Here is a 19,477-nt window from a genome sequence, read left to right on the forward strand (position 1 = left end):
GCGGTCAGCGGTCGGCGAGCTCGGCCGTTCGCGCCAGCCATGGTGCCGGATCATCCCGGTGGTACACGTGTTCGTCGGGCTCGATGCGCTCGAGGAAGCCGTGGTAGATGGTCGCCTGCCGGAGTGCGGCGATCGGGGCGAGCAGCTGCATGGCCTCCGCGGCATCCGAGCCCGGAATCGCTGCCGACCAGGCGCTGGTCCAGTGCTCGCGCGCGCTCGCGGCATCCGGGGCCGACAGTCGCGTCGTGAACGCGGCCTCGTCGAGGAGCGGATGCCCGATGCCGGAGTCGCCCCAGTCGAGCAACGTCAGGTCGAGCCCGGTGCCGCGCACGTTGCCGGAGTGGAAGTCGCCGTGCACGAGCGTGTCGGGCAGTCCGCACGCCGCGAGCCGGCTCGCGCGCTCGTCGAGGCCGCCGAGCAGGTTCGCGACCGCGGTCCGTTCGGCCGGCGACAGCTGCTCGGCGAAGGCGTCGAACGTTCGCGCCCCCGCTGCGGCGATCGCGGGCAGCCGCCAGTCGGGCAGCCCGAGTCCGAGGAGGTCGGCGACCCCGTCGGGTGCGTCGACCGAGTCGAGTTGGATGCCGACGAGCAGGTCGATCATCGCCGCCCGCTGCGCATCCGTCGCGTCGTAGAGGTCCTCGCCCGGGATCTCGGCGAGCAGCACGACATCGGCGCCGCGCGCGAGGAGGCGCGGCACGGCGTGTCCCGACATCCGCTCGATGATCGCGCCCTCGTGCGCGAAGAACGGCGGCACCTGCTTGAGCCAGACCGCGCCGCGATCGGTCGGGAGCAGCCAGACGCTCGACAGGTTCCACGTGCGCACCTGTGCGGCGGGCGCGGTCATCGTGATGCCGAGGGCGTCGAGTCGGGTGGCGGCCCACGCCAGTGCGCGTGCCGGGCCGCCGGGTTCGGCCCACGGCATCCGCCAGGGCTCGGCGTCGAGTGCCGCCTCGGGAGACGCATCCGCCCCACGATCGGTGGCGGCCCGCCCGAACGCTGCGGCGTCGGCCGGCGCGGCGGCGACCTCCGCGAGGTACCGCACCAGGTCGGGCTCGCCGTCGGCGCGTGGCCGGATCGTGCGGAGCCGCAGCACCGTCACATCGAGCCCGAGCACCTCGCGTGCCGCCGTCACGACCGGCCAGGCGAACTGCGGCCACGGTTCGCCCACCGAGAATCGCCGCGTGGTGCCGAGCGGCGACCCGTTCGGCAGGCACAGCTCCAGCTCGACCTCGCGCGAGCGCCCGTCACCCATCCCCGAAGGCTAGGGCACGAGCGCGTTCGGTGTCAGCACGCCGTTCACGAGGCGCTCGAGCAGTGCGAGACCGTCGGGCGAGGTCACCGACTCGAGGTGGCCCTGCACCGACGCCACGCCGCGTCCCCGAAGTGCGTGCACCACGCCGGTCGCGGCATCCGAGGCCACCTCGAGATCGAGCCGCGGGGTCGTCGACCCGTCGGGGCCGAGCGCCGAGAACGTGTTGTAGAAGCCGATCGCCGCGGTCTCGCCGAACACCTCGACCGGGATCTGCACGCCCTGCCGCGGCGTCGGCAGCGGTTCGAGCGCCAGGCCTGCGAGGTCGGCGAGCACCTGGTGGCTGAGGCAGACCGCCAGCAGCGGACGTCCGGAGTCGAGTCGGGCGGCGACGAGGTCGCGCATGCGGGCGATGCGCGGGTCGTCGCGGTCGCGCGGGTCGCCGGGGCCGGGGCCGAACACCACGAGGTCCTCGGATGCCGCGTCGGGGGCCTCGTGCCACGGCACCAGTCGCACGTCGAGGCCGAGGTGGTGCAGCTGGTGGGCGAGCATCGTCGTGAAGTCGTCGTTGGCGTCGATCACGAGCGCCGACGTGCCGCGGCGCTCGTGCGCGTGCTGCGGTGCACGCCAGAACGCGGCGAGGTGGTCGTTGCGCTCGGCGAGGAGCGACGCGTGGCGGTCGTCGTCGACGGGCGCCGATGCGGCGCCGCCTGCCGAGGCGCGGGGGAGTGCGCCGAGCGCCGTGAGCATGCCCGCGGCCTTCGCGCGCGTCTCGGCGACCTCGCCGACCGGGTCGGAGTGCCGCACGAGCGTCGCCCCGACGGGCACGCCGACCCGGCCGTCGCGCACGTACGCGGTACGGATGAGGATGGGCGCGTCGACGTCGTAGCCGCGCTCCGTCGGCGTGAAGCGGGCGAACACGCCCGCGTAGTACCCGCGGGGCGTCGACTCGCGGCGGGCGATGACCGCGCACGCGTTGCCCATGGGCGATCCGGTCACGGTCGGTGCGAACATCGTGCGGCGGAGCACCTCGCGGGGGTCGAGGTCGGAGCGCCCCTCGAGCAGGTACTCGGTGTGCGTCAGCCGCGACATCCGCTTCAGGAAGGGGCCGCGGATCCGACCGCCGTCGGGGCAGACCGCGCTCATCATCTTGAGCTCCTCGTCGACGACCATGACGAGCTCCTCGCGCTCCTTGACGTCGTGCAGGAACGCGTGCAGCCGGTCGTCGACGGATGCGGCCGCGGCATCCGCGTCGGTGAGCACGTCGTGGCGGAACGTGCCGCTGATCGGGTTCATCGAGACGAGCCCGTCGATCGAGGACACGTGCCGCTCGGGCGTCGCGCCGACCGCCGCGAGCCCCGGCGTGTGCACCGCGAAGGTCCAGAACGCCCCCTGCTCGTGCTCGAGCAGTGCCCGCAACCAGCCGAGTACGGCGACGGGCGCCGCGACCGCGGTGGAGCCGACGAACTCGCGCCGGATCACGAAGTTGGCCCCCTCGCCGCGTCCGATCTCCTCGTCGATGACCCGTCGCACGAGCTCGGCGTAGTCCTCGTCGCTGACGTCGACGTCGAGGTCGTCGACGACGACCGGATGCCGGGGCAGCACCTCGATCGCGTCGGGAACCGGGACCTGCTCGCGCTCGCGCACCACGAGGCACCGGATGGGCGCACCGTCGTCGTGCGCGTCGAAGCCGCGTTCGCGCACCTGGCGGAACGGCACGAGCGCGAGCACCTCGGCGCCGTCGAGCGGGATGTCGGCGAGCAGGTCGACGTCGACGACGTCGCCGACGAGCACATCGAGCACGGGTTCGCGCTCGCGCCGGATGACGGCGAACGGCGGCGCGTCGGCGCCCGCCGCGAGCAGCGAGGTGAGCAGCGGTGCAGTGGTCATGCGGGTCTCCGGGGTCTTCTGGCCCTCGGGCCGGAACGCTCCGCAGATGCAGAAAACGACCGCCCTCGGGCGGTCGTCGTACGTCGAAACGTGGAGTCCGCCTAGGAGGCGGGCCACCAGCAGCAGGTCGACGCGGTCATGCCGACGACTCTAGGGCATCATCCCGGTTCTCGCATCACGCGATCGTCACACGCGTTCGTCGCACGCGTTCGTCGCACGCGTCCGCGACGCACGGACGGCATCCGCGACTAGCATTCGGGTGATGCATGCACCCGAACCCGACGCCGGCCTCGTCGCACGCCTCCGGGCCGCGGGCTGCGTCTTCGCCGAAGAGGAGGCGTCGCTGCTCGAGGCGGCCGTCGCCGAGTCGCAGCCGGCGGATGCCGCGACGGACCTCGAGCACCTCGTCGCCCGGCGGGTCGCCGGGGAGCCGCTCGAGCAGCTCCTCGGCTGGGCGGAGTTCGGCGGACGCCGCATCCTGCTCGAGCCCGGCGTCTTCGTGCCGCGCCGGCGCACCGAACTGCTGGCCAAGGCGGCGACGGAGCTCGCCCGCGCCGTCGCGGCATCCGGTCGCGTTCCCGTCGTCGTCGACCTCTGCTGCGGTGCGGGCGCCATCGGCGCGGTCGTCGCGGATGCCGCGGGGCCGGTCGACCTCGTCGCCGCCGACGTCGATCCTGCCGCCGTGCTCGCCGCGCGCCGCAACCTCGAACCGCGGGGCGCTCGCGTGTTCGAGGGCGACCTCTTCGCAGCGCTGCCCGGCGACCTGATGGGAGGCGTCGACGTGCTCGCCGTGAACGCGCCCTACGTGCCGACGGCCGAGATCGCGATGATGCCGCCCGAGGCGCGCGACCACGAGGCCCGCATCGCGCTCGACGGCGGTGGCGACGGGCTCGACGTGCATCGCCGGGTCGCGGCATCCGCGGCCCGCTGGCTCGCTCCGGGCGGGTGCCTGCTGATCGAGACCAGCCGGGGGCAGTCCGGCACGACCCTGTCGCTCGTCGAGGCCGGCGGGCTGCTCGGGCGCATCGAGGTCGACGACGAGCGCGGCGGCACGATCGTCATCGGTGCGCGCGCAGGATCTGCTGCACCTCGGCATCCGACGTCTGCCTGAAGTCGACGTAGTGCTGCCCGACCGCCATGAAGAACGGCGGGACCATTAGGCACACCACCGCGTCGATCCCTGGGGATGCCGCGAGCTCGGCGACGGCGTCGGCCGCGCCGACCGGCACGGCCAGCACCACGGATGCCGCGCCCGACGCCCGTGCCACGGCGCAGGCGACCCTGGCGGTCGCGCCCGTGGCGACGCCGTCGTCGACGACGATCGCCGTGCGCCCCGTCAGGTCGAGGGGGGCGGTTCCGCCCCGGAATCGCGCGATGCGGGAGTCGAGTTCCGCCCGCTCGCGGCGCTCGACGGCGGCGAGGTCGTGGCTGGACACGCCCCCGAAGCGCACGACGTCGTCGTTCACGACCCGTGCGCCGCGCTCGCCGATCGCCCCCATCGCCACCTCGGGATGGCGGGGGAGGCCGAGCTTGCGCACGACGAGCACGTCCAACGGGGCACCGAGCACGGTCGCCACCTCGGCGGCGACGGGAACCCCTCCGCGGGGCAGGCCGAGCACGACCGGGTCGACCCCGGCGCCGCGCTCGAGGAGCGCCTGCGCGAGGCGTCGGCCGGTATCGCGGCGGTCCTCGAACGGTCGTTGCTGCATCGCGATTCCTGCCTACCGCCACCGCGGTCGCGCGTCAACGGAGGGTTCCGTGGCGGAGTCCGATGCGATACGTTCGTAAGGAGTCTTACCCATACCGATGGCGTGCCGACCTCGAGGTCGGATGGAGGAGCACCGCACCACGACGCATCCGTGGCCCGTCGACCGGCCATGTGTCGCTTCCGCACAAGTGGAAGCGTCCGTTTTCGCTGCCCGGCGTGGGTAACCTACACTGATCGAATCCATTCCCCGTACCCGGGGGAACCCGATCCTTTCCCCGTACCAAGGGGGAACCCGAACTGAAGGATTCGACGGTGCCCTCTCGCCGTCGGGCTTGGAGTGTCCGTGGGGCGTCACAGCACCGCGCCGGCGAAGAAGCCGAGGCGCGGCCTCATTCTGTCCATCGTCGGCGCCGTCGCGGTCGTCGGCCTCGTGGCATCCGGCGTGTACCTCTGGGTCGGCGGACACCTCGACCCCTCGAACGCGGCGGCCGACGGCGCCTGCGCCGAGGCGCAGCCACTGAGGATCGTGGCCGATTCCACCATCGCGCCCGTGCTCTCCGACATCGCCGCCGACTTCGACGCGGCCAACGACGGCTGTGTGGTCACCGACGTCACCGCGCAGGACTCGGCCGACACCGCGGCCGTGCTCGCGGCCGGGGGGCTCGACGCCGACGCCTGGGTGCCGCAGTCCGCCGCCTGGGTCGACCGTGCAGCCGCCACCGCGGCCTCGCTCGGGCGCTCGAGCCCCGATGCGGTGGTCGGCGAGCCGATCGCCGCGACGCCCGTCGTGTTCGCGACGACCGCCGAGGACGCGGCCGCGGTCGCGAGCGAGCCGGTCACCTGGCAGCGCGTGCTCGACGGGTCGCTCCCCGCGATCCTGCCCGACCCCGAGGCCTCGGCTGCGAGCCTCGCGAGCCTCGTCGCCCTCGGTGCGCATGCGCCGGCGGAGGACCCCCGTCCGCTCGCCTCTGCGATGATCGGACTCGGAAAGTCGATCCCCGACTCCACGAGCGCCGCGTTCGGTTCGCTCGCCTCGCAGGCGCAGCCCAGCGTGGTCGTCACCACCGAGGCGCAGGTCGCCGAGTACAACTCCGATGAGCCGTCCCTGGCGCTCACCGCCGGGTACCCGAACGACGGCACGGTCCTGCTCGACTACCCGCTCGTGAGCGTCGGTGACGCGGCGACCGAGGCGGCGGCCGCGACCGAGGATCCCGACACCGAGGATCCCGAGACCGAGGACCCCGCAGCCACGGAGGAGCCGACCGCGATGGGCGGCGAGGTCGAGACCGCATCGTACTCCGCCTCGAAGCAGGCCGAATCGAGCGACGCCGCAACGGATACCGCCGCCGAGGCGCCCTCGGCCCGCGCGAAGTACCTCGCGGCGTTCGCAGAGGCCGCCGCCGCGGCGACCGACCGGCTGAACGCCGCCGGGTTCCGCGCGGCCGACGGCAGCGGCACGATCGACATCGCGGGCATCGCGCCCGAGGGGCCCGCATCGCAGGCGCTGCCGCTCGACTCGGCCACGCAGTTGACGATGCTCCGCACGTGGGGCGTGCTCACGCTCCGTGCCCGCTACCTCGCGGTGGTCGACGTGTCGGGCTCCATGGAGGAGCCTGCCGGCAACGGCCTGCGTCGCATCGACATCTTCCAGCAGGCGGCCCAGGCCGCCGTCTCCAGGTTCTCGGGCGAGGTCGACCTCGGCGTCTGGGCCTTCTCGACCCTGCGCAACGGCGACCTCGACTACGAGGAGCTCGCGTCCATCTCGGCGCTCGGCGATGCGGCGCATGCGCAGCAGATCGGCGCGATCATCCAGTCGCTGCCCGCTCGCCTGGGCGGCGCGACCGGCCTCTACGACACGGTGCTCGCGGCCGTGCAGCGGGTTCGCGAGGGGTACGACCCCGAGAAGGTCAACGCGGTGCTGCTCATCACCGACGGGAAGAACGAGGACGAGAACGGCATCGACCTCGACACGCTGCTCGCCGAGCTCGCCAAGGCCGACGATGGCACGAAACCGGTTCCGGTGATCATGATCGGCTTCGGTCCCGACACCGACCTCGTCGCGATGCAGAAGATCGCCGAGGTCACGAAGGGCGGCGCGTACTCGGCGACGAAGCCCGAAGACCTCGGAACCGTGCTCGTCGACGCGATCTCGCAGCGCAGCTGCCGCCCGAACTGCGGCTGATCGGCGCGGGGGAGACCCTCGAACCGAACCGACGAACCGACGAACCGCCGAACCGCCGAACCGACGAACCGAAGAACCGAAGAGGCCCGCCGGGCGCTGATGCGCCGGGCGGGCCTGTTTCGTATGGCGCCTCGGGTGACGTTCGACCCGCGCGCTCAGTGCGCGAAGACGGGCCCGTCTTCGCTCTCGACCGGGCGGCGCACGAAGAACGCGCCGACGATCGAGGTGAGCGACAGGATCGCGCCGATGAGGAACGCCGCGTGGATGCCCGACGCCTGTGCGGCCTCGGCCGAGGCCGCGGTCGGTGCGGCCGCGAGCGTGCCGGCGGTCATGACCGTGACGAAGAGCGCGGTTCCGGCGGCGCCCGCGACCTGCTGCACGGTGCCGATCACCGCGGAGCCGTGCGAGTACAGGTCGGGCTTGACCGACCCGAGCGCCGTCGTGAACAGCGGCGTGAACATGAACGCGAGTCCGGCCGAGAGTGCGACGTGCGCCGCCAGGACCATCCACGGGGAGGTCGTCTCCGAGACCATCGTGAGCGACCAGAGCACGGCGCTGACCAGGATCGCGCCGGGCACGAGCAGCGGACGGGGTCCGAACCGGTCGTAGAGACGGCCGACGAGGGGGCCGAGCAGGCCCATGACGAGTCCGCCGGGCAGCAGGAGCAGCCCGGTGGCGAGCGGCTCGAGGTGCAGCACGTTCTGCAGGTAGATCGGCAGGAGGATGATCGTGCCGAAGAGGGACGCCATCATCACGATCATGAGCGCCACCGAGATCGCGAAGTTGCCCGAGAGGAACGTGCGCAGGTCGAGCAGGGCGCGGTCGCGCCGCTGCAGCATGAGCTGGCGCAGCACGAAGGTGAGGATGCCGGCCGCGCCGACGCCGAGCGAGATCCACATCTGGGCGGGGGTCGCGGTGCCCGAGGCCTCGCCGCCGATGAGGCTCAGGCCGTAGACGAGCCCGCCGAAGCCGATCGCCGACAGGACGACCGAGAAGACGTCGAGCGGGAGCTTCTTCGGCTCGGTCACGTTCTCGACGCGTCGGATGCCGATGACGAGCATGACGAGGGCGATCGGCAGCACGAACCAGAACATGAAGCGCCACGACAGGTACGTCAGGATCACGCCGGACAGGGTCGGGCCGATGGCCGGTGCCACCGAGATCACGGTCGAGACGCGCCCCATGAACCGGCCGCGATCGGATGCCGCGACGAGCTCCATGAGCGTCGTCATGAGCAGCGGCATCATGATCGCCGTGCCCGTCGCCTGCACGACGCGCGCGCCGAGGAGGATCTCGAAGCCCGGGGCGAGCGCCGCGAGCAGGGTGCCGGTCGAGAACAGCGTCATGGCCGCGATGAAGAGCTGCCTGGTCGTGAAGCGCTGCAGCAGGAATCCGGTGATCGGGATCACCACGGCCATGGTCAGCATGAACGCGGTGGTCAGCCACTGCGCCTGCGAGATCGTGATGCCGAGGTCGACGACGAGGTGCGGGATCGCCACGCCCATGATCGTCTCGTTGAGGATGACGACGAACGTGGCGGCGAGGAGCAGCCAGATGACTCGCGAGTTGCGGGCGCCGTGCAGCGCCTCGACGTCGCTGTGGGCGTGCTGGCGGGACGACGGGTGGGCGGCGGCGACGCCCTCGCCGGCGGTGCTGCCCGCGGTGCCGCCTGCGAGATCGGGACCTGCGAGGTCGGGAAGGGCGCGTTCGGTCACGGTGCGGTTCCAATCGGCTTCGGTGGTGTGCGCTCCGTTGCGCCCGGATGAAGTCGACAACGAGTCGATGGCGCAGCCCTATTCCCGGATCGGGCGAAGGATTGGAACGTATGGAATTCGGCGGTGTTCCGGGTGGTCGCCGTCAGCCCGGCTCTACGGCGCGGGGGCCGGGCCGTCGATCGGCGACGGGTGGGGGAGGAACTCCTCGAGCAGCGACTCCTCGGGGGCCAGTTCGGCCCGGAGGCGCTCTTCGGCGGCCTCGTCGTACGTGTCTTTGTCCTGGGGCGCGTTCGCGTCGGTCATGGTTCCACGATAGACCGCACGGCCGACACGGCTCGAACCACGGATGCCGCGGCATCCGCGATCTCGTCGTCGGTCGTGGCCGGTCCGAGCGTGAAGCGCACCGCGGTCTGCGCGAGGTCGGGGGAGATGCCGATGGCGGTGAGCACGTGCGACGGCTCGGCGCTGCCCGCGGCGCAGGCGGACCCGCTCGAGCAGGTCACGCCCTGGCGGTCCAGTTCGAGGAGCACCGCCTCGCCGGACGTGCCCGGGAAGACGAACGAGACGGTCGACGCCAGGCGACGCTCGGGGTCGCCCGTGAGGCGCGCCCCGTCGACCCCCGCGAGGATGCGGCCCGTCAGCTCGCGGCCCTGACGGGCGGCCCGCCCCGCGGCATCCAACCGCTCCACGTCGGCGAGGCGCAGCGCCGTGGCGAAGGCGACCGCGCCGGCGACGTTCTCGGTGCCGGAACGGCGTCCGCGCTCCTGCCCGCCGCCGTGCAGCACCGGCTCGAGGCCGACGCGTCCGCGGGCGATGAGCGCCCCGGTGCCCTTCGGTGCGCCGACCTTGTGGCCGGCGAGCGACATCGCGTCGACGCCGAGGCGAGCCAGGTCAAGGTCGAGATGGCCGGCGGCCTGCACGGCGTCGGTGTGCATGAGCGCCCCGGCCTCGTGCGCGATCGAAGCGAGTTCGGCGACGGGCTGGACGGTGCCGATCTCGTTGTTCACGAGCTGCACCGAAACGAGTGCGGTGTCGGGCGTGATCACGGCCTCGAGCGCCTCGGGTCGCACGACGCCGCCGGCGTCGACGGCGACCTCGACCACCGTGAAGCCGTGCAGCCGGGCCAGGTACTCCGCCGACTCGAGCACCGCCTCGTGCTCGATGGGCGAGACGACGATGCGCCGACCGCGGGGCCGGGCGAGCGCGATGCCCTTGATCGCGAGGTTGTCGGCCTCGGTGCCGCCGCTCGTGAACACGACCTCGCCGGGGCGGCATCCGACCACCGCGGCCACCTCGGCGCGCGCCCACGCCAGCGCACGCGCCGCCTCGTCGCCCAGCTCGTGACGGCTCGACGGGTTGCCGAACGATCCCGTGAGGTACGGCCACATCGCCTCGATCGCCTCGCGGCGGACGGGCGTGGTGGCCGCGTGGTCGAGGTAGATCACGGATGCCCCTGGCCCGCCGGCCCGCCGGCCGGCTCTCCCAGCGCGATGTCGACGTCGAGCCCGAGGTCGAGCGCACGGGCCGAATGGGTGAGCGCGCCGACCGAGATCACGTCGACCCCGGTCGCGGCGATCGCGGCGACCGTGTCGAGGTTCACGCCGCCCGAGGCCTCGACGACGGCGCGGCCGTCGATGCGGCGCACGCCCTCGCGCAGGTCGTCGGTCGCGAAGTTGTCGAGCATGATCGTGTCGACGCCGCCGGCGAGCACGGCGTCGAGCTGGTCGAGTCGGTCGATCTCGACCTCGAGGTGGGCGGTGTGCGGCATCCGCTCGCGCGCGTCGCGCAGCGCGGAGGCGAGGTCGACGCCGCCCGCGGTGAGCACCGCGAGGTGGTTGTCCTTCGCCATGATCGCGTCGGAGAGGGACCGCCGGTGGTTGCGCCCGCCGCCGTCGCGCACGGCCTGCCGCTCGAGGCTGCGGAGTCCGGGGGTCGTCTTGCGCGTATCGACGATGCGGGCACGCGTGCCGGCGACGGCTGCGACGTACGCCGCCGTCAGCGTCGCGACCCCCGACATGCGCTGCAGCAGGTTGAGCGCGACGCGCTCGCCGGTCAGGATGCCGCGTGCCGGGCCGTGCACGCGGGCGAGCACCTCGCCGGCGGCGAACCGGTCGCCGTCGGCGGCGAGGCGTTCGACCGCGATCGACGGATCGACGATGCGGAAGGCCGCGGCGAACACCTCGACGCCGCTGAGCACGCCCGCTTCCCGTGCGACGAGCGCGGCCGTGGCCGTGGCATCCGCCGGGATGAGCGTCTCGGACGTGAGGTCGCCCCACGGGGCGTCCTCGTCGAGGGCGGCCGTCACGATGCGATCGATCTCGCGGTGGTCGGTGCTCATGCTGCCTCCTCGGCATCGGCGATCTGGTGCACGCCCGCAACGTCGTGATGCCGGCGGCCCGCTGCGGGCCTCGTCGACGTTCGTGCGCGGTCGGTCGCGGCATCCGCTCGGAAGTGGGCGCCGACGCTCTCGGTCCTGGCTGCCGCGGCGGCGACCGTGAGGCGTGCGAGGTCGAGCAGGTTGCGGTCCTCCGCGGTACGGCGGTCGTGCGGCTCGGGCGCCCGCCACGCGTCGAGCACGGCGGATGCCGCGGCGAGTCCGCCGGCCGTGCGCTCGAGGCCGACGTGCTGCCACATGAGGGCCTGCAGCGCCGCCCGGTCGACGGGGGCGCCCGCGTGCGTCTCCGGATTGCCGGATGCCTCGTGCGGCGCGCCGACCGGAGGGGCGCCGGCGGGTCGTGCCGAGTGTCCGGCCTCGGGGAGGGCCCGCACCGCCCGGTCGGCGAACACGGCCGCCTCGAGCAGCGAGTTGGAGGCCAGGCGGTTCGCGCCGTGCACGCCCGTGCGCGCGGTCTCGCCCACGGCGAAGAGCCCGGGCAGGCTCGTGCGCCCGTCGAGGTCGGTGACCACGCCGCCCATGGCGTAGTGCGCGGCGGGCGTCACCGGCACGGGCTCGGCCGCCCAGTCGAACCCGGCGTCGCGGCAGGCCGCGCCGAGTCCGGGGAAGCGCCGGTCGAGGAACGCCCGCCCGAGCGCCGTGGCGTCGAGGGTCACGGGCACGCCGTCCTGCTCGAGGCTGCGACGCCAGACGGCGCGGGCGACGACGTCGCGCGGCGCGAGCTCGGCCCGCGGGTCGAGGTCGGCCATGAACCGGTGCCCCTCGGCGTCGCGGAGCACGGCGCCCTCGCCGCGCACCGCCTCCGAGATGAGCGGGGTGCCGGGCGCGGCGAGCGCCGTCGGGTGGAACTGCACGAACTCGAGGTCGGCCACCTCGGCCCCGGCCCGCCAGGCCGCGGCGACGCCGTCGCCGGTCGCGACGTCGGGGTTCGTGGTGTGGCAGAAGAGCTGCCCGGCGCCCCCGGTCGCGAGCACGACCGCGTCGGCGGTCGCCTCGAACAGGTCGCCGGATGCCGAGAGCAGCCGTGCGCCCGTCACGCGGCCGCCGTCGGGGCCGGCCGTGACGAGCAGGTCGACGAGCATCGTGTGCTCGTGGATGCGGACGGCCCGACGGCGCACCGTCGCGACGAGCGCGTGCTCGATCGCGGCGCCCGTCGCGTCGCCGCCGGCGTGCAGGATGCGGGCGCGCGAGTGCGCGGCCTCGAGTCCGCGCTCGAGGCCGGAGTCGCCGTGGTCGAACGCGACGCCGAAGCGGATCAGGTCGCGCACGCGCGCCGGACCCTCGTCGCAGAGCACGCGCACCGAGGCGGGGTCGCCGAGCCCGGCGCCGGCCTCGATCGTGTCGGCGAAGTGCCGCTCGGCCGAGTCGTCGGGGAACAGGGCCGCGGCGATGCCGCCCTGCGCGTGGCGCGTGTTGCCGTCGGCGAGCTCGGTCTTGGTGACGAGCTCGACCTCGTGGCCGGCGTCGGCCGCGCGGACCGCGGTCCAGAGACCGCCGATGCCGCCGCCCACCACGAGCACGCGGGCCATGCTCAGGCCTCCGCGGGCACCGCGACGGGAGCGGCGGGCGGCTTGGCCGCGAGCATCCGCTCGAGCGCGACGCGCGCCGGCTCGGCCACGTCGCCCGGCACCGTGATGCGGTTGACGACGCGCCCCGCGACGAGCTCCTCGAGCACCCACGCGAGGTAGCCGGGGTGGATGCGGTACATCGTCGAGCAGGGGCAGACGACCGGGTCGAGGCAGAAGATCTCGTGCTGCGGGTACTCGGCCGCGAGGCGCTGCACGAGGTTGATCTCGGTGCCGATCGCGAAGGTCGAACCCGCGGGGGCGGCCTGGATGGCCTTCACGATGAAGTCCGTCGAGCCCGCGGCATCCGCTGCGTCGACGACCGGCATCGGGCACTCGGGGTGCACGATGACCTGCACGCCGGGGTGGTCGATGCGCGCCTGGGCGATCTGGTCGACCGTGAAGCGGCGGTGCACCGAGCAGAACCCGTGCCACAGGATGACGCGGGCGTCGGCGAGGTCGTCGGCCGAGTTGCCGCCGAGGGCCTTGCGCGGGTTCCACATCGGCATCTGCTCGATGGGGACGCCCATGGCCTTGGCGGTGTTGCGACCGAGGTGCTGGTCGGGGAAGAAGAGCACCCGCTGCCCGCGCTCGAACGCCCACTCGAGCACGGTCTTCGCGTTCGAGGAGGTGCAGACGATGCCGCCGTTGCGCCCGACGAAGCCCTTGAGCGCGGCCGACGAGTTCATGTAGGTGACCGGGATGACCGGCACGCGACCGTCGGCGTCGGTCGCCGTGAGGTCGCCGTAGACGTCCTCGAGGTCGGCCCAGCAGGCCTCGACCGACTCCTCGTCGGCCATGTCGGCCATCGAGCAGCCCGCGGCGAGGTTCGGCAGGATCACGGCCTGGTCGGGCGTGGAGAGCAGGTCGGCGGTCTCGGCCATGAAGTGCACGCCGCAGAAGACGATGGCCTCGGCATCCGGACGTGTGAGCGCCGCGTTCGCGAGCTGGAACGAGTCGCCCACGAAGTCGGCGTGCTCGATGACCTCGTCGCGCTGGTAGAAGTGGCCGAGCACGACGACGCGCTCGCCGAGGGTCGCCTTGGCCGCGCGGACGCGGTCGTGCAGCTCGGCGTCGGTCGCGGTGCGGTACGACTCGGGCAGGGCGCCCTGCCGGGGCGACCCGGTCGGGATCACGTCGCCCATCGACGAGCCGGGCCCGTACGCGACGGGGCCCGCGTCGAACTCCCACGGCCCCTTGGCGAGGTCGGGGGAGCAGGTGCTGCCCGATGCGGTGCCCGCCTGGATGAGCTGGATCGAACGGTCGACGGATGCTGCGAGCCGGACGTCGCTGGGCTGGACCATCGTCATGGGTGTCTCCTCGGGTGCGGGGCGATCGGGATGCGGAAGGCGCCCTGGATGCCCGCCTCGGCGGGATCTGCGGGGCGGTAGAGCTTGGGCGGGCGATGCGGCGTGCCGGTGCGCACCTCGCCGGTCTCGACGAGGGCGCCGGACGCCTCGACCGTGCGGCGGAAGTTCGCCGGGTCGAGCGGGCGCCGCATGACGGTCTCGTAGACCTCGCGGAGCTCGGCGAGCGTGAAGGTCTCGTCGAGGAACGCGTGCGCGATCTGCGAGTAGCCGAGCTTCGTGCGCAGGCGCCCGAGCGCGTAGGCGACGATCTCGGTGTGGTCGAACGCGAGCTCTGGCAGGTCGTCGGCGTCGAACCAGCGCACGTTCGGGTCCTCGATGGCCCCGCTCGTCTCTTCAGGACGCACGAGCGCCCAGTAGACGACGGAGACGACGCGCTCGTCGGGGGAGCGGTCGGGGGCGCCGAACGTGTAGAGCTGCTCGAGGTAGCGCGGCGTGACGCCGGTGGTCTCCTCGAGCGTGCGCGCGGCCGCGCCCTCGAGGCTCTCGGCGGCGCCGAGCCAGCCGCCCGGCAACGCCCAGCGCCCCTCGCCGGGCTCGCGGAGGCGCCGAACGAGCGGGATCCACAGCGAGCGGTCGGCGGGCTGCTCGGCCTGCGCCGGGGCTTCGCCGGTGACGACACCGGGCTCGCGGGCGAAGATCACGGTCGACACGGCGAGGCGCGCTTCGGCGAGCTCGATCGTGCGAGGCATCCGGCGCTCCCTTCGTGTCGCAATGACTCTAAGTACGCGATCATCTTACAGTCAGGTTGACACGAAGCGAAATCGCGGATGTCGCAGCGCGACGCACGCGCGTCGGCGCGCATCGTGCCGGTAGGATCGAACCCACAACTGAACGACCGATCACTCGCCACGGGAGAAGCCGTCATCACGGCTGCCGTAGGAGCAACCCCTCCCGGGAATCTCTCAGGCCCCTGTACCGTGGCGGCAGGTCACTCTGGAAAGCGGCGCCTCGGCGCCCGCCGACGGGGCAAGCGCAGCCGGAGACGGCGACGTGGAAACTCTCAGGCCCATATGACAGAGCGGGAGGAACTCGACGCATCCGACGACGGATGCACCGGAAGGAGTTCCAGCATGTCCCGAACCGACCCCACCGAGGTGCTCACCGCCTCGCTGGCCGAGCTCGACCCCGAGGTCGCGGCCGCCATCGACCTCGAGCTCGCCCGCCAGCGCACCGGCCTCGAGATGATCGCCTCCGAGAACTTCGCCCCGCTCGCCGTCATGGAGGCGCAGGGCTCCGTGCTCACGAACAAGTACGCCGAGGGCTACCCCGGCCGGCGCTACTACGGCGGATGCGAGCACGTCGACGTCATCGAGACGCTCGCGATCGAGCGGGCGAAGCAGGTCTTCGGCGCCGAGTTCGCGAACGTGCAGCCGCACTCCGGCGCGCAGGCGAACGCCGCGGCCATGCACGCGCTCATCACGCCCGGCGACACGATCCTCGGTCTCGACCTCGCGCACGGCGGACACCTCACGCACGGCATGCGACTGAACTTCTCGGGCCGCCTCTACCAGGTGGTGCCGTACCACCGGGCCGCCGAGACCGAGGAGATCGACCTCGACGAGGTGCGCCGCCTCGCGCTCGAGCACCGACCGGCGCTCATCATCGCCGGATGGTCGGCCTACACCCGAACCCTCGACTTCGCGGCGTTCCGTGCGATCGCCGACGAGGTCGGCGCCTTCCTCATGGTCGACATGTCGCACTTCGCCGGCCTCGTCGCCGCGGGGCTGCACCCCTCGCCCGTGCCGCACGCGCACGTGACCACGACGACCACGCACAAGACGCTCGGCGGCCCGCGCGGCGGGCTCATCCTCAGCATGGATCCCGAGATCGCGAAGAAGCTGAACTCGGCGGTCTTCCCGGGCCAGCAGGGCGGCCCGCTCGAGCACGTGATCGCCGGCAAGGCCGTGGCCCTCAAGATCGCGGCCACCGAGGGCTTCCGCGACCGCCAGGAGCGCACGCTCGAGGGCGCGCGCCTGCTCGCCGCCCGACTCGCCGAACCCGACTGCGCCGCGGCCGGCATCCGCGTCGTCGGCGGTGGCACGGACGTGCACCTCGTGCTCGTCGACCTGCGCGAGAGCGACCTCGACGGCCGCTCCGCCGAGGATCGCCTGCACCGCATCGGCATCACCGTGAACCGCAACGCCGTTCCCGACGACCCCCGCCCGCCGATGGTCACGAGCGGCCTGCGCATCGGCACGCCGGCGCTCGCGTCGCGCGGGTTCGACGCGGTCGCGTTCGCGGAGGTCGCCGATGTCATCGCCGGCGTCCTGACGGCGGCCGACGACGCCGACCTCGACGGGTTCGCCCGACGCGTCGACGCGCTCGTGGCCGAGCATCCGCTCTACGCCGACGGCGCGCGCACCCTCGCGGAGGTCTCGTGACCGCCCCGGCGGCGACGCGCACGACCGAGGTCGTCGGGGTGTTCGACCTGTTCAAGATCGGCATCGGCCCGTCGAGCTCGCACACCGTCGGCCCGATGCACGCCGCGGCCGACTACGTCGCCCGGCTCGGATCGGCCGCCGCCGACGTCGCACGCCTGGACGTCGAGCTCTACGGCTCGCTCGCGGCCACCGGCCGCGGGCACGGGACGTTCACCGCGGTGCTCCTCGGCCTCGAGGGGCGACGGCCCGACGCCATCTCGAGCGCGGAGGTCGAACGCCGCACCGCCGAGATCGCGCAGTCGGGCCGCATCCGGCTCGCCGGCGTGGTGGAGCTCCCGTACGGCGTCGACGACCTCGTGCTCTCGCCGCGGACCGTGCTGCCGAGGCACAGCAACGCGGTGCGCTTCGCGGCGTTCGACGCCGACGGGGGAGTCCTCGACGAGGCGACGTACTACTCGATCGGCGGCGGCTTCATCGTGCGCGACGGCGACGGCGACGGCGACGTCCGGGGCCGTGTCGAGTCGGCACCGGTCCCGCATCCGTACGCGAACGCCGACGACCTCCTCCGGCGCTGCGCGATCGAGGGCCTCTCCATCGCGGAGCTGGCCATGCGCAACGAGACGGCCGCGACCGGCGAGGACGAGGTCCGGGCCGGCATCCTGCGCATCCGCGACGCCATGCTCGAGTGCGTGGCGACCGGCATCCGCCGCGACGGCGTGCTGCCCGGCGGGCTCTCGGTGCGCCGACGCGCCCCCGAGTGGCACGCCCGGCTGCTCCGCGAGGACCCCGACCGCAGCCCCGAGTTCGCGCAGGAGTGGGTGAACCTCGTGGCGCTCGCCGTGAACGAGGAGAACGCCGCCGGCGGTCGCGTGGTCACCGCGCCCACGAACGGCGCCGCGGGCATCGTGCCCGCCGTGCTGCACTACGCCACGATGTACAGCCCGCGGGCGCGAGCCGGCGCCGACCTCGACGACCTCGCGGTGGAGTTCCTCCTGACCGCCGCGGCGATCGGCGGCATCGTGAAGCGCGGCGCCTCGATCTCGGGCGCCGAGGTCGGATGCCAGGGCGAGGTCGGGTCGGCGTCGTCGATGGCCGCCGGCGCGCTCGCGGCCATCCTCGGCGGAACGCCCGAGCAGGTCGAGAACGCCGCCGAGATCGCGATGGAGCACAATCTCGGCCTCACCTGCGACCCCGTCGGGGGCCTCGTGCAGATCCCGTGCATCGAACGCAACGCGATCGCCGCCGGAAAGGCCATCAATGCGGCCAAGATGGCGATGTGGGGAGATGGGACGCATCGCGTCTCGTTCGACCAGGTCATCGAGACCATGCGCCAGACCGGTCGCGACATGAGCGACAAGTACAAGGAGACCGCGACCGGAGGGCTCGCGGTCAATGTGGTGGAATGTTGAGGAGGACCGAATGAGCGACACGGTACAGACAGGCGCATCGGCGGGGCGGCGGAGTCCGCTCCACGAGGTGCACGCGGCGCTCGGCGCCTCGTTCACCGACTTCGCCGGGTGGGAGATGCCCGTGCGGTACGCCTCCGACCTGGTCGAGCACCACGCGGTGCGCACCAAGGCGGGCCTCTTCGACCTCTCGCACATGGGCGAGATCGTCGTGGTCGGCCCCGAGGCTGGCGCGGCGCTCGACTACGCCCTCGCCGGCAAGCTGTCGGCGATCGCGCTGGGCCAGGCGAAGTACACGCTGCTGCTCGCCCGCGACGGCGGCGTGATCGACGACCTCGTCGTCTACCGCACCGGCGAGGACCGCTTCATGGTCGTCGCCAACGCCGGCAACCGCGAGGTGGCGGTCGCCGAACTGCTCGAGCGCACCGCGCCGTTCGACGTCGAGGTCTTCGACCAGAGCGACGACGTCGCCCTCATCGCCCTGCAGGGGCCCGACGCGCTCGAGGTGCTCCTCGAGACGCCCGGCTTCGGCATCCAGGGCCCGGGCAACGACCACGACGACTTCGCCGACGCGATGCGCGACCTCAAGTACTACCGTGCGGTCGCCGCCGAGTACGAGGGCGAGCCCGTCCTCGTCGCACGCACCGGCTACACCGGGGAGGACGGCTTCGAGCTGTACGTCGCGCCCGAGCGCGCGGCGGGCCTCTGGCGCAACCTCGCCGAGACCGGCGGCCCGCGGGTCGTCCCCTGCGGGCTCGCGAGCCGCGACACGCTCCGCCTCGAGGCGGGCATGCCGCTCTACGGGCACGAGCTCGGCCTCGACACCCACCCCGTCCAGGCGGGGCTCGGCCGGGTCGTCGCGCTCACCAAGGAGGGCGACTTCGTCGGTCGCGCCGGCATCGAGCGCGGTCCCCGAGCGGATGCCCCGGTGCTGGTCGGCCTCCGCGCCGAGGGCCGCCGCGCGGCTCGCGCCGGCTACGCCGTGCACGCCGGCACCGCGGACGACGCGCCCGACATCGGCGTCGTCACCTCGGGCGTGCTGTCGCCGACCCTGGGGCATCCGATCGCCATGGCGTTCGTGCACCCCGACCATGCCGAACCCGGCACGGTGCTCGCCGTCGACGTGCGCGGCACGCGCATCGAGGCATCCGTCGTGCCCCTTCCCTTCTACCGCCGCGGCGCCTGACGCGCGCGCGGACCCCGAACGACACCAGATCGACCCCCGAGACCAGGAGAACCCCATGAGCGAGAACACCGAACTCCAGTACACCGCAGAGCACGAGTGGGTGCTCGTCGACGGCGACACCGTCACGATCGGCATCACCGACTACGCCGCCGAGAAGCTCGGTGACATCGTCTTCGTCGAGCTCCCCGCCGTCGGCACCACGGTCGCCGAGGGCACGGTCGTCGGCGAGATCGAGTCGACCAAGTCGGTCGGCGAGCTCTTCGCGCCCGTGAACGGCGAGGTCGTCGAGGCCAACCAGGCCGTCGTCGACTCGCCCGAGCTCGTGAACAGCGACCCGTTCGGCGAGGGCTGGCTGCTGAAGATCACCGCGCCCGAGCTGCCGAAGCTCCTCAGCCAGGCCGAGTACCGCGCCCTCGTCGGCGAGTAGGGG

16 protein-coding genes and 2 riboswitches are annotated in these 19,477 nt (G+C 73.0%); of the genes, 6 read left to right on the forward strand and 10 right to left on the reverse strand.

Going from position 1 to position 19,477, the window contains the following annotated elements:
• Positions 1-4: 4 nt before the first annotated feature.
• Together ACR3IO_RS11095 and ACR3IO_RS11100 are read right to left on the reverse strand one after the other, a co-directional pair.
• A complete protein-coding gene (locus ACR3IO_RS11095) occupies positions 5-1,252 on the reverse strand; it encodes a phosphotransferase family protein (protein WP_434071270.1) in 1,248 nt (415 codons plus the stop codon).
• A 9-nt stretch (positions 1,253-1,261) separates the two neighbouring features.
• Complete coding sequence (locus ACR3IO_RS11100) at positions 1,262-3,139, reverse strand: anthranilate synthase family protein (protein WP_434071271.1); 1,878 nt, start codon at positions 3,137-3,139, stop codon at positions 1,262-1,264.
• A 262-nt stretch (positions 3,140-3,401) separates the two neighbouring features.
• On the opposite strand from ACR3IO_RS11100, the gene ACR3IO_RS11105 reads away from it, so the two are divergent.
• On the forward strand, positions 3,402-4,250 hold the full coding sequence (locus tag ACR3IO_RS11105; protein WP_434071272.1) for a putative protein N(5)-glutamine methyltransferase: 849 nt from the start codon (positions 3,402-3,404) through the stop codon (positions 4,248-4,250).
• Here ACR3IO_RS11105 and ACR3IO_RS11110 read toward each other — a convergent pair.
• Positions 4,198-4,848, reverse strand: a complete 651-nt coding sequence (locus ACR3IO_RS11110; RefSeq protein ID WP_434071273.1) for a phosphoribosyltransferase — start codon at positions 4,846-4,848, stop codon at positions 4,198-4,200. The two genes, ACR3IO_RS11105 and ACR3IO_RS11110, sit on opposite strands and share 53 nt — an antisense overlap.
• A 342-nt stretch (positions 4,849-5,190) precedes the next feature.
• On the opposite strand from ACR3IO_RS11110, the gene ACR3IO_RS11115 reads away from it, so the two are divergent.
• Positions 5,191-7,029, forward strand: coding sequence for a VWA domain-containing protein (locus ACR3IO_RS11115; RefSeq protein WP_434071274.1), 1,839 nt, complete (start codon positions 5,191-5,193; stop codon positions 7,027-7,029).
• Between the two features lie 155 nt (positions 7,030-7,184).
• Here ACR3IO_RS11115 and ACR3IO_RS11120 read toward each other — a convergent pair whose 3' ends face one another.
• The 7 genes from ACR3IO_RS11120 to ACR3IO_RS11150 all read right to left on the reverse strand — a co-directional run bounded on the left by ACR3IO_RS11120 (position 7,185) and on the right by ACR3IO_RS11150 (position 14,763).
• Positions 7,185-8,744 carry an MDR family MFS transporter gene (locus tag ACR3IO_RS11120; protein ID WP_434071275.1) on the reverse strand — a complete coding sequence of 520 codons (1,560 nt, stop codon included), beginning with the start codon at positions 8,742-8,744 and terminating at the stop codon, positions 7,185-7,187.
• A gap of 153 nt (positions 8,745-8,897) precedes the next feature.
• On the reverse strand, positions 8,898-9,047 hold the full coding sequence (locus ACR3IO_RS11125; protein ID WP_434071276.1) for a hypothetical protein: 150 nt from the start codon (positions 9,045-9,047) through the stop codon (positions 8,898-8,900).
• Entirely contained in the window at positions 9,044-10,189 is a 1,146-nt protein-coding gene (locus ACR3IO_RS11130; protein ID WP_434071277.1) for a cysteine desulfurase family protein, read from the reverse strand. Before ACR3IO_RS11130 ends, ACR3IO_RS11125 begins: the two co-directional genes overlap by 4 nt.
• Positions 10,186-11,082, reverse strand: a complete 897-nt coding sequence (gene nadC / locus ACR3IO_RS11135) for a carboxylating nicotinate-nucleotide diphosphorylase (RefSeq protein WP_434071278.1) — start codon at positions 11,080-11,082, stop codon at positions 10,186-10,188. Before nadC ends, ACR3IO_RS11130 begins: the two co-directional genes overlap by 4 nt.
• Positions 11,079-12,668: an L-aspartate oxidase gene (gene nadB / locus ACR3IO_RS11140; protein ID WP_434071279.1), complete on the reverse strand. Its 1,590-nt coding sequence runs from the start codon at positions 12,666-12,668 to the stop codon at positions 11,079-11,081. The genes nadC and nadB overlap by 4 nt, the downstream gene beginning before the upstream one ends.
• Positions 12,669-12,670: 2 nt before the next feature.
• Complete coding sequence (gene nadA, locus ACR3IO_RS11145; protein WP_434071280.1) at positions 12,671-14,014, reverse strand: quinolinate synthase NadA; 1,344 nt, start codon at positions 14,012-14,014, stop codon at positions 12,671-12,673.
• The gene (locus ACR3IO_RS11150; protein ID WP_434071281.1) at positions 14,011-14,763 is read right to left on the reverse strand and encodes an NUDIX hydrolase; all 753 of its coding nucleotides are present in this window, start codon (positions 14,761-14,763) and stop codon (positions 14,011-14,013) included. Before ACR3IO_RS11150 ends, nadA begins: the two co-directional genes overlap by 4 nt.
• A 150-nt stretch (positions 14,764-14,913) precedes the next feature.
• A riboswitch (glycine riboswitch) is annotated at positions 14,914-15,002 on the forward strand.
• Positions 15,003-15,101: riboswitch (glycine riboswitch) on the forward strand.
• A gap of 43 nt (positions 15,102-15,144) precedes the next feature.
• Here ACR3IO_RS11150 and glyA point away from each other — a divergent pair.
• The 4 genes from glyA to gcvH are packed head-to-tail and all read left to right on the forward strand — an operon-like array spanning position 15,145 to position 19,474.
• Positions 15,145-16,455, forward strand: coding sequence for a serine hydroxymethyltransferase (gene glyA, locus ACR3IO_RS11155; RefSeq protein WP_434071282.1), 1,311 nt, complete (start codon positions 15,145-15,147; stop codon positions 16,453-16,455).
• Positions 16,452-17,864 carry an L-serine ammonia-lyase gene (locus ACR3IO_RS11160; RefSeq protein ID WP_434071283.1) on the forward strand — a complete coding sequence of 471 codons (1,413 nt, stop codon included), beginning with the start codon at positions 16,452-16,454 and terminating at the stop codon, positions 17,862-17,864. The genes glyA and ACR3IO_RS11160 overlap by 4 nt, the downstream gene beginning before the upstream one ends.
• Before the next feature lie 10 nt (positions 17,865-17,874).
• Positions 17,875-19,047, forward strand: coding sequence for a glycine cleavage system aminomethyltransferase GcvT (gene gcvT, locus ACR3IO_RS11165; RefSeq protein WP_434071284.1), 1,173 nt, complete (start codon positions 17,875-17,877; stop codon positions 19,045-19,047).
• A 55-nt stretch (positions 19,048-19,102) separates the two neighbouring features.
• Positions 19,103-19,474 carry a glycine cleavage system protein GcvH gene (gene gcvH, locus ACR3IO_RS11170; RefSeq protein ID WP_434071285.1) on the forward strand — a complete coding sequence of 124 codons (372 nt, stop codon included), beginning with the start codon at positions 19,103-19,105 and terminating at the stop codon, positions 19,472-19,474.
• Positions 19,475-19,477: the final 3 nt, after the last annotated feature.

The organism is Agromyces sp. Marseille-Q5079 (genome assembly GCF_051016555.1).
GTDB lineage: Bacteria > Actinomycetota > Actinomycetes > Actinomycetales > Microbacteriaceae > Agromyces.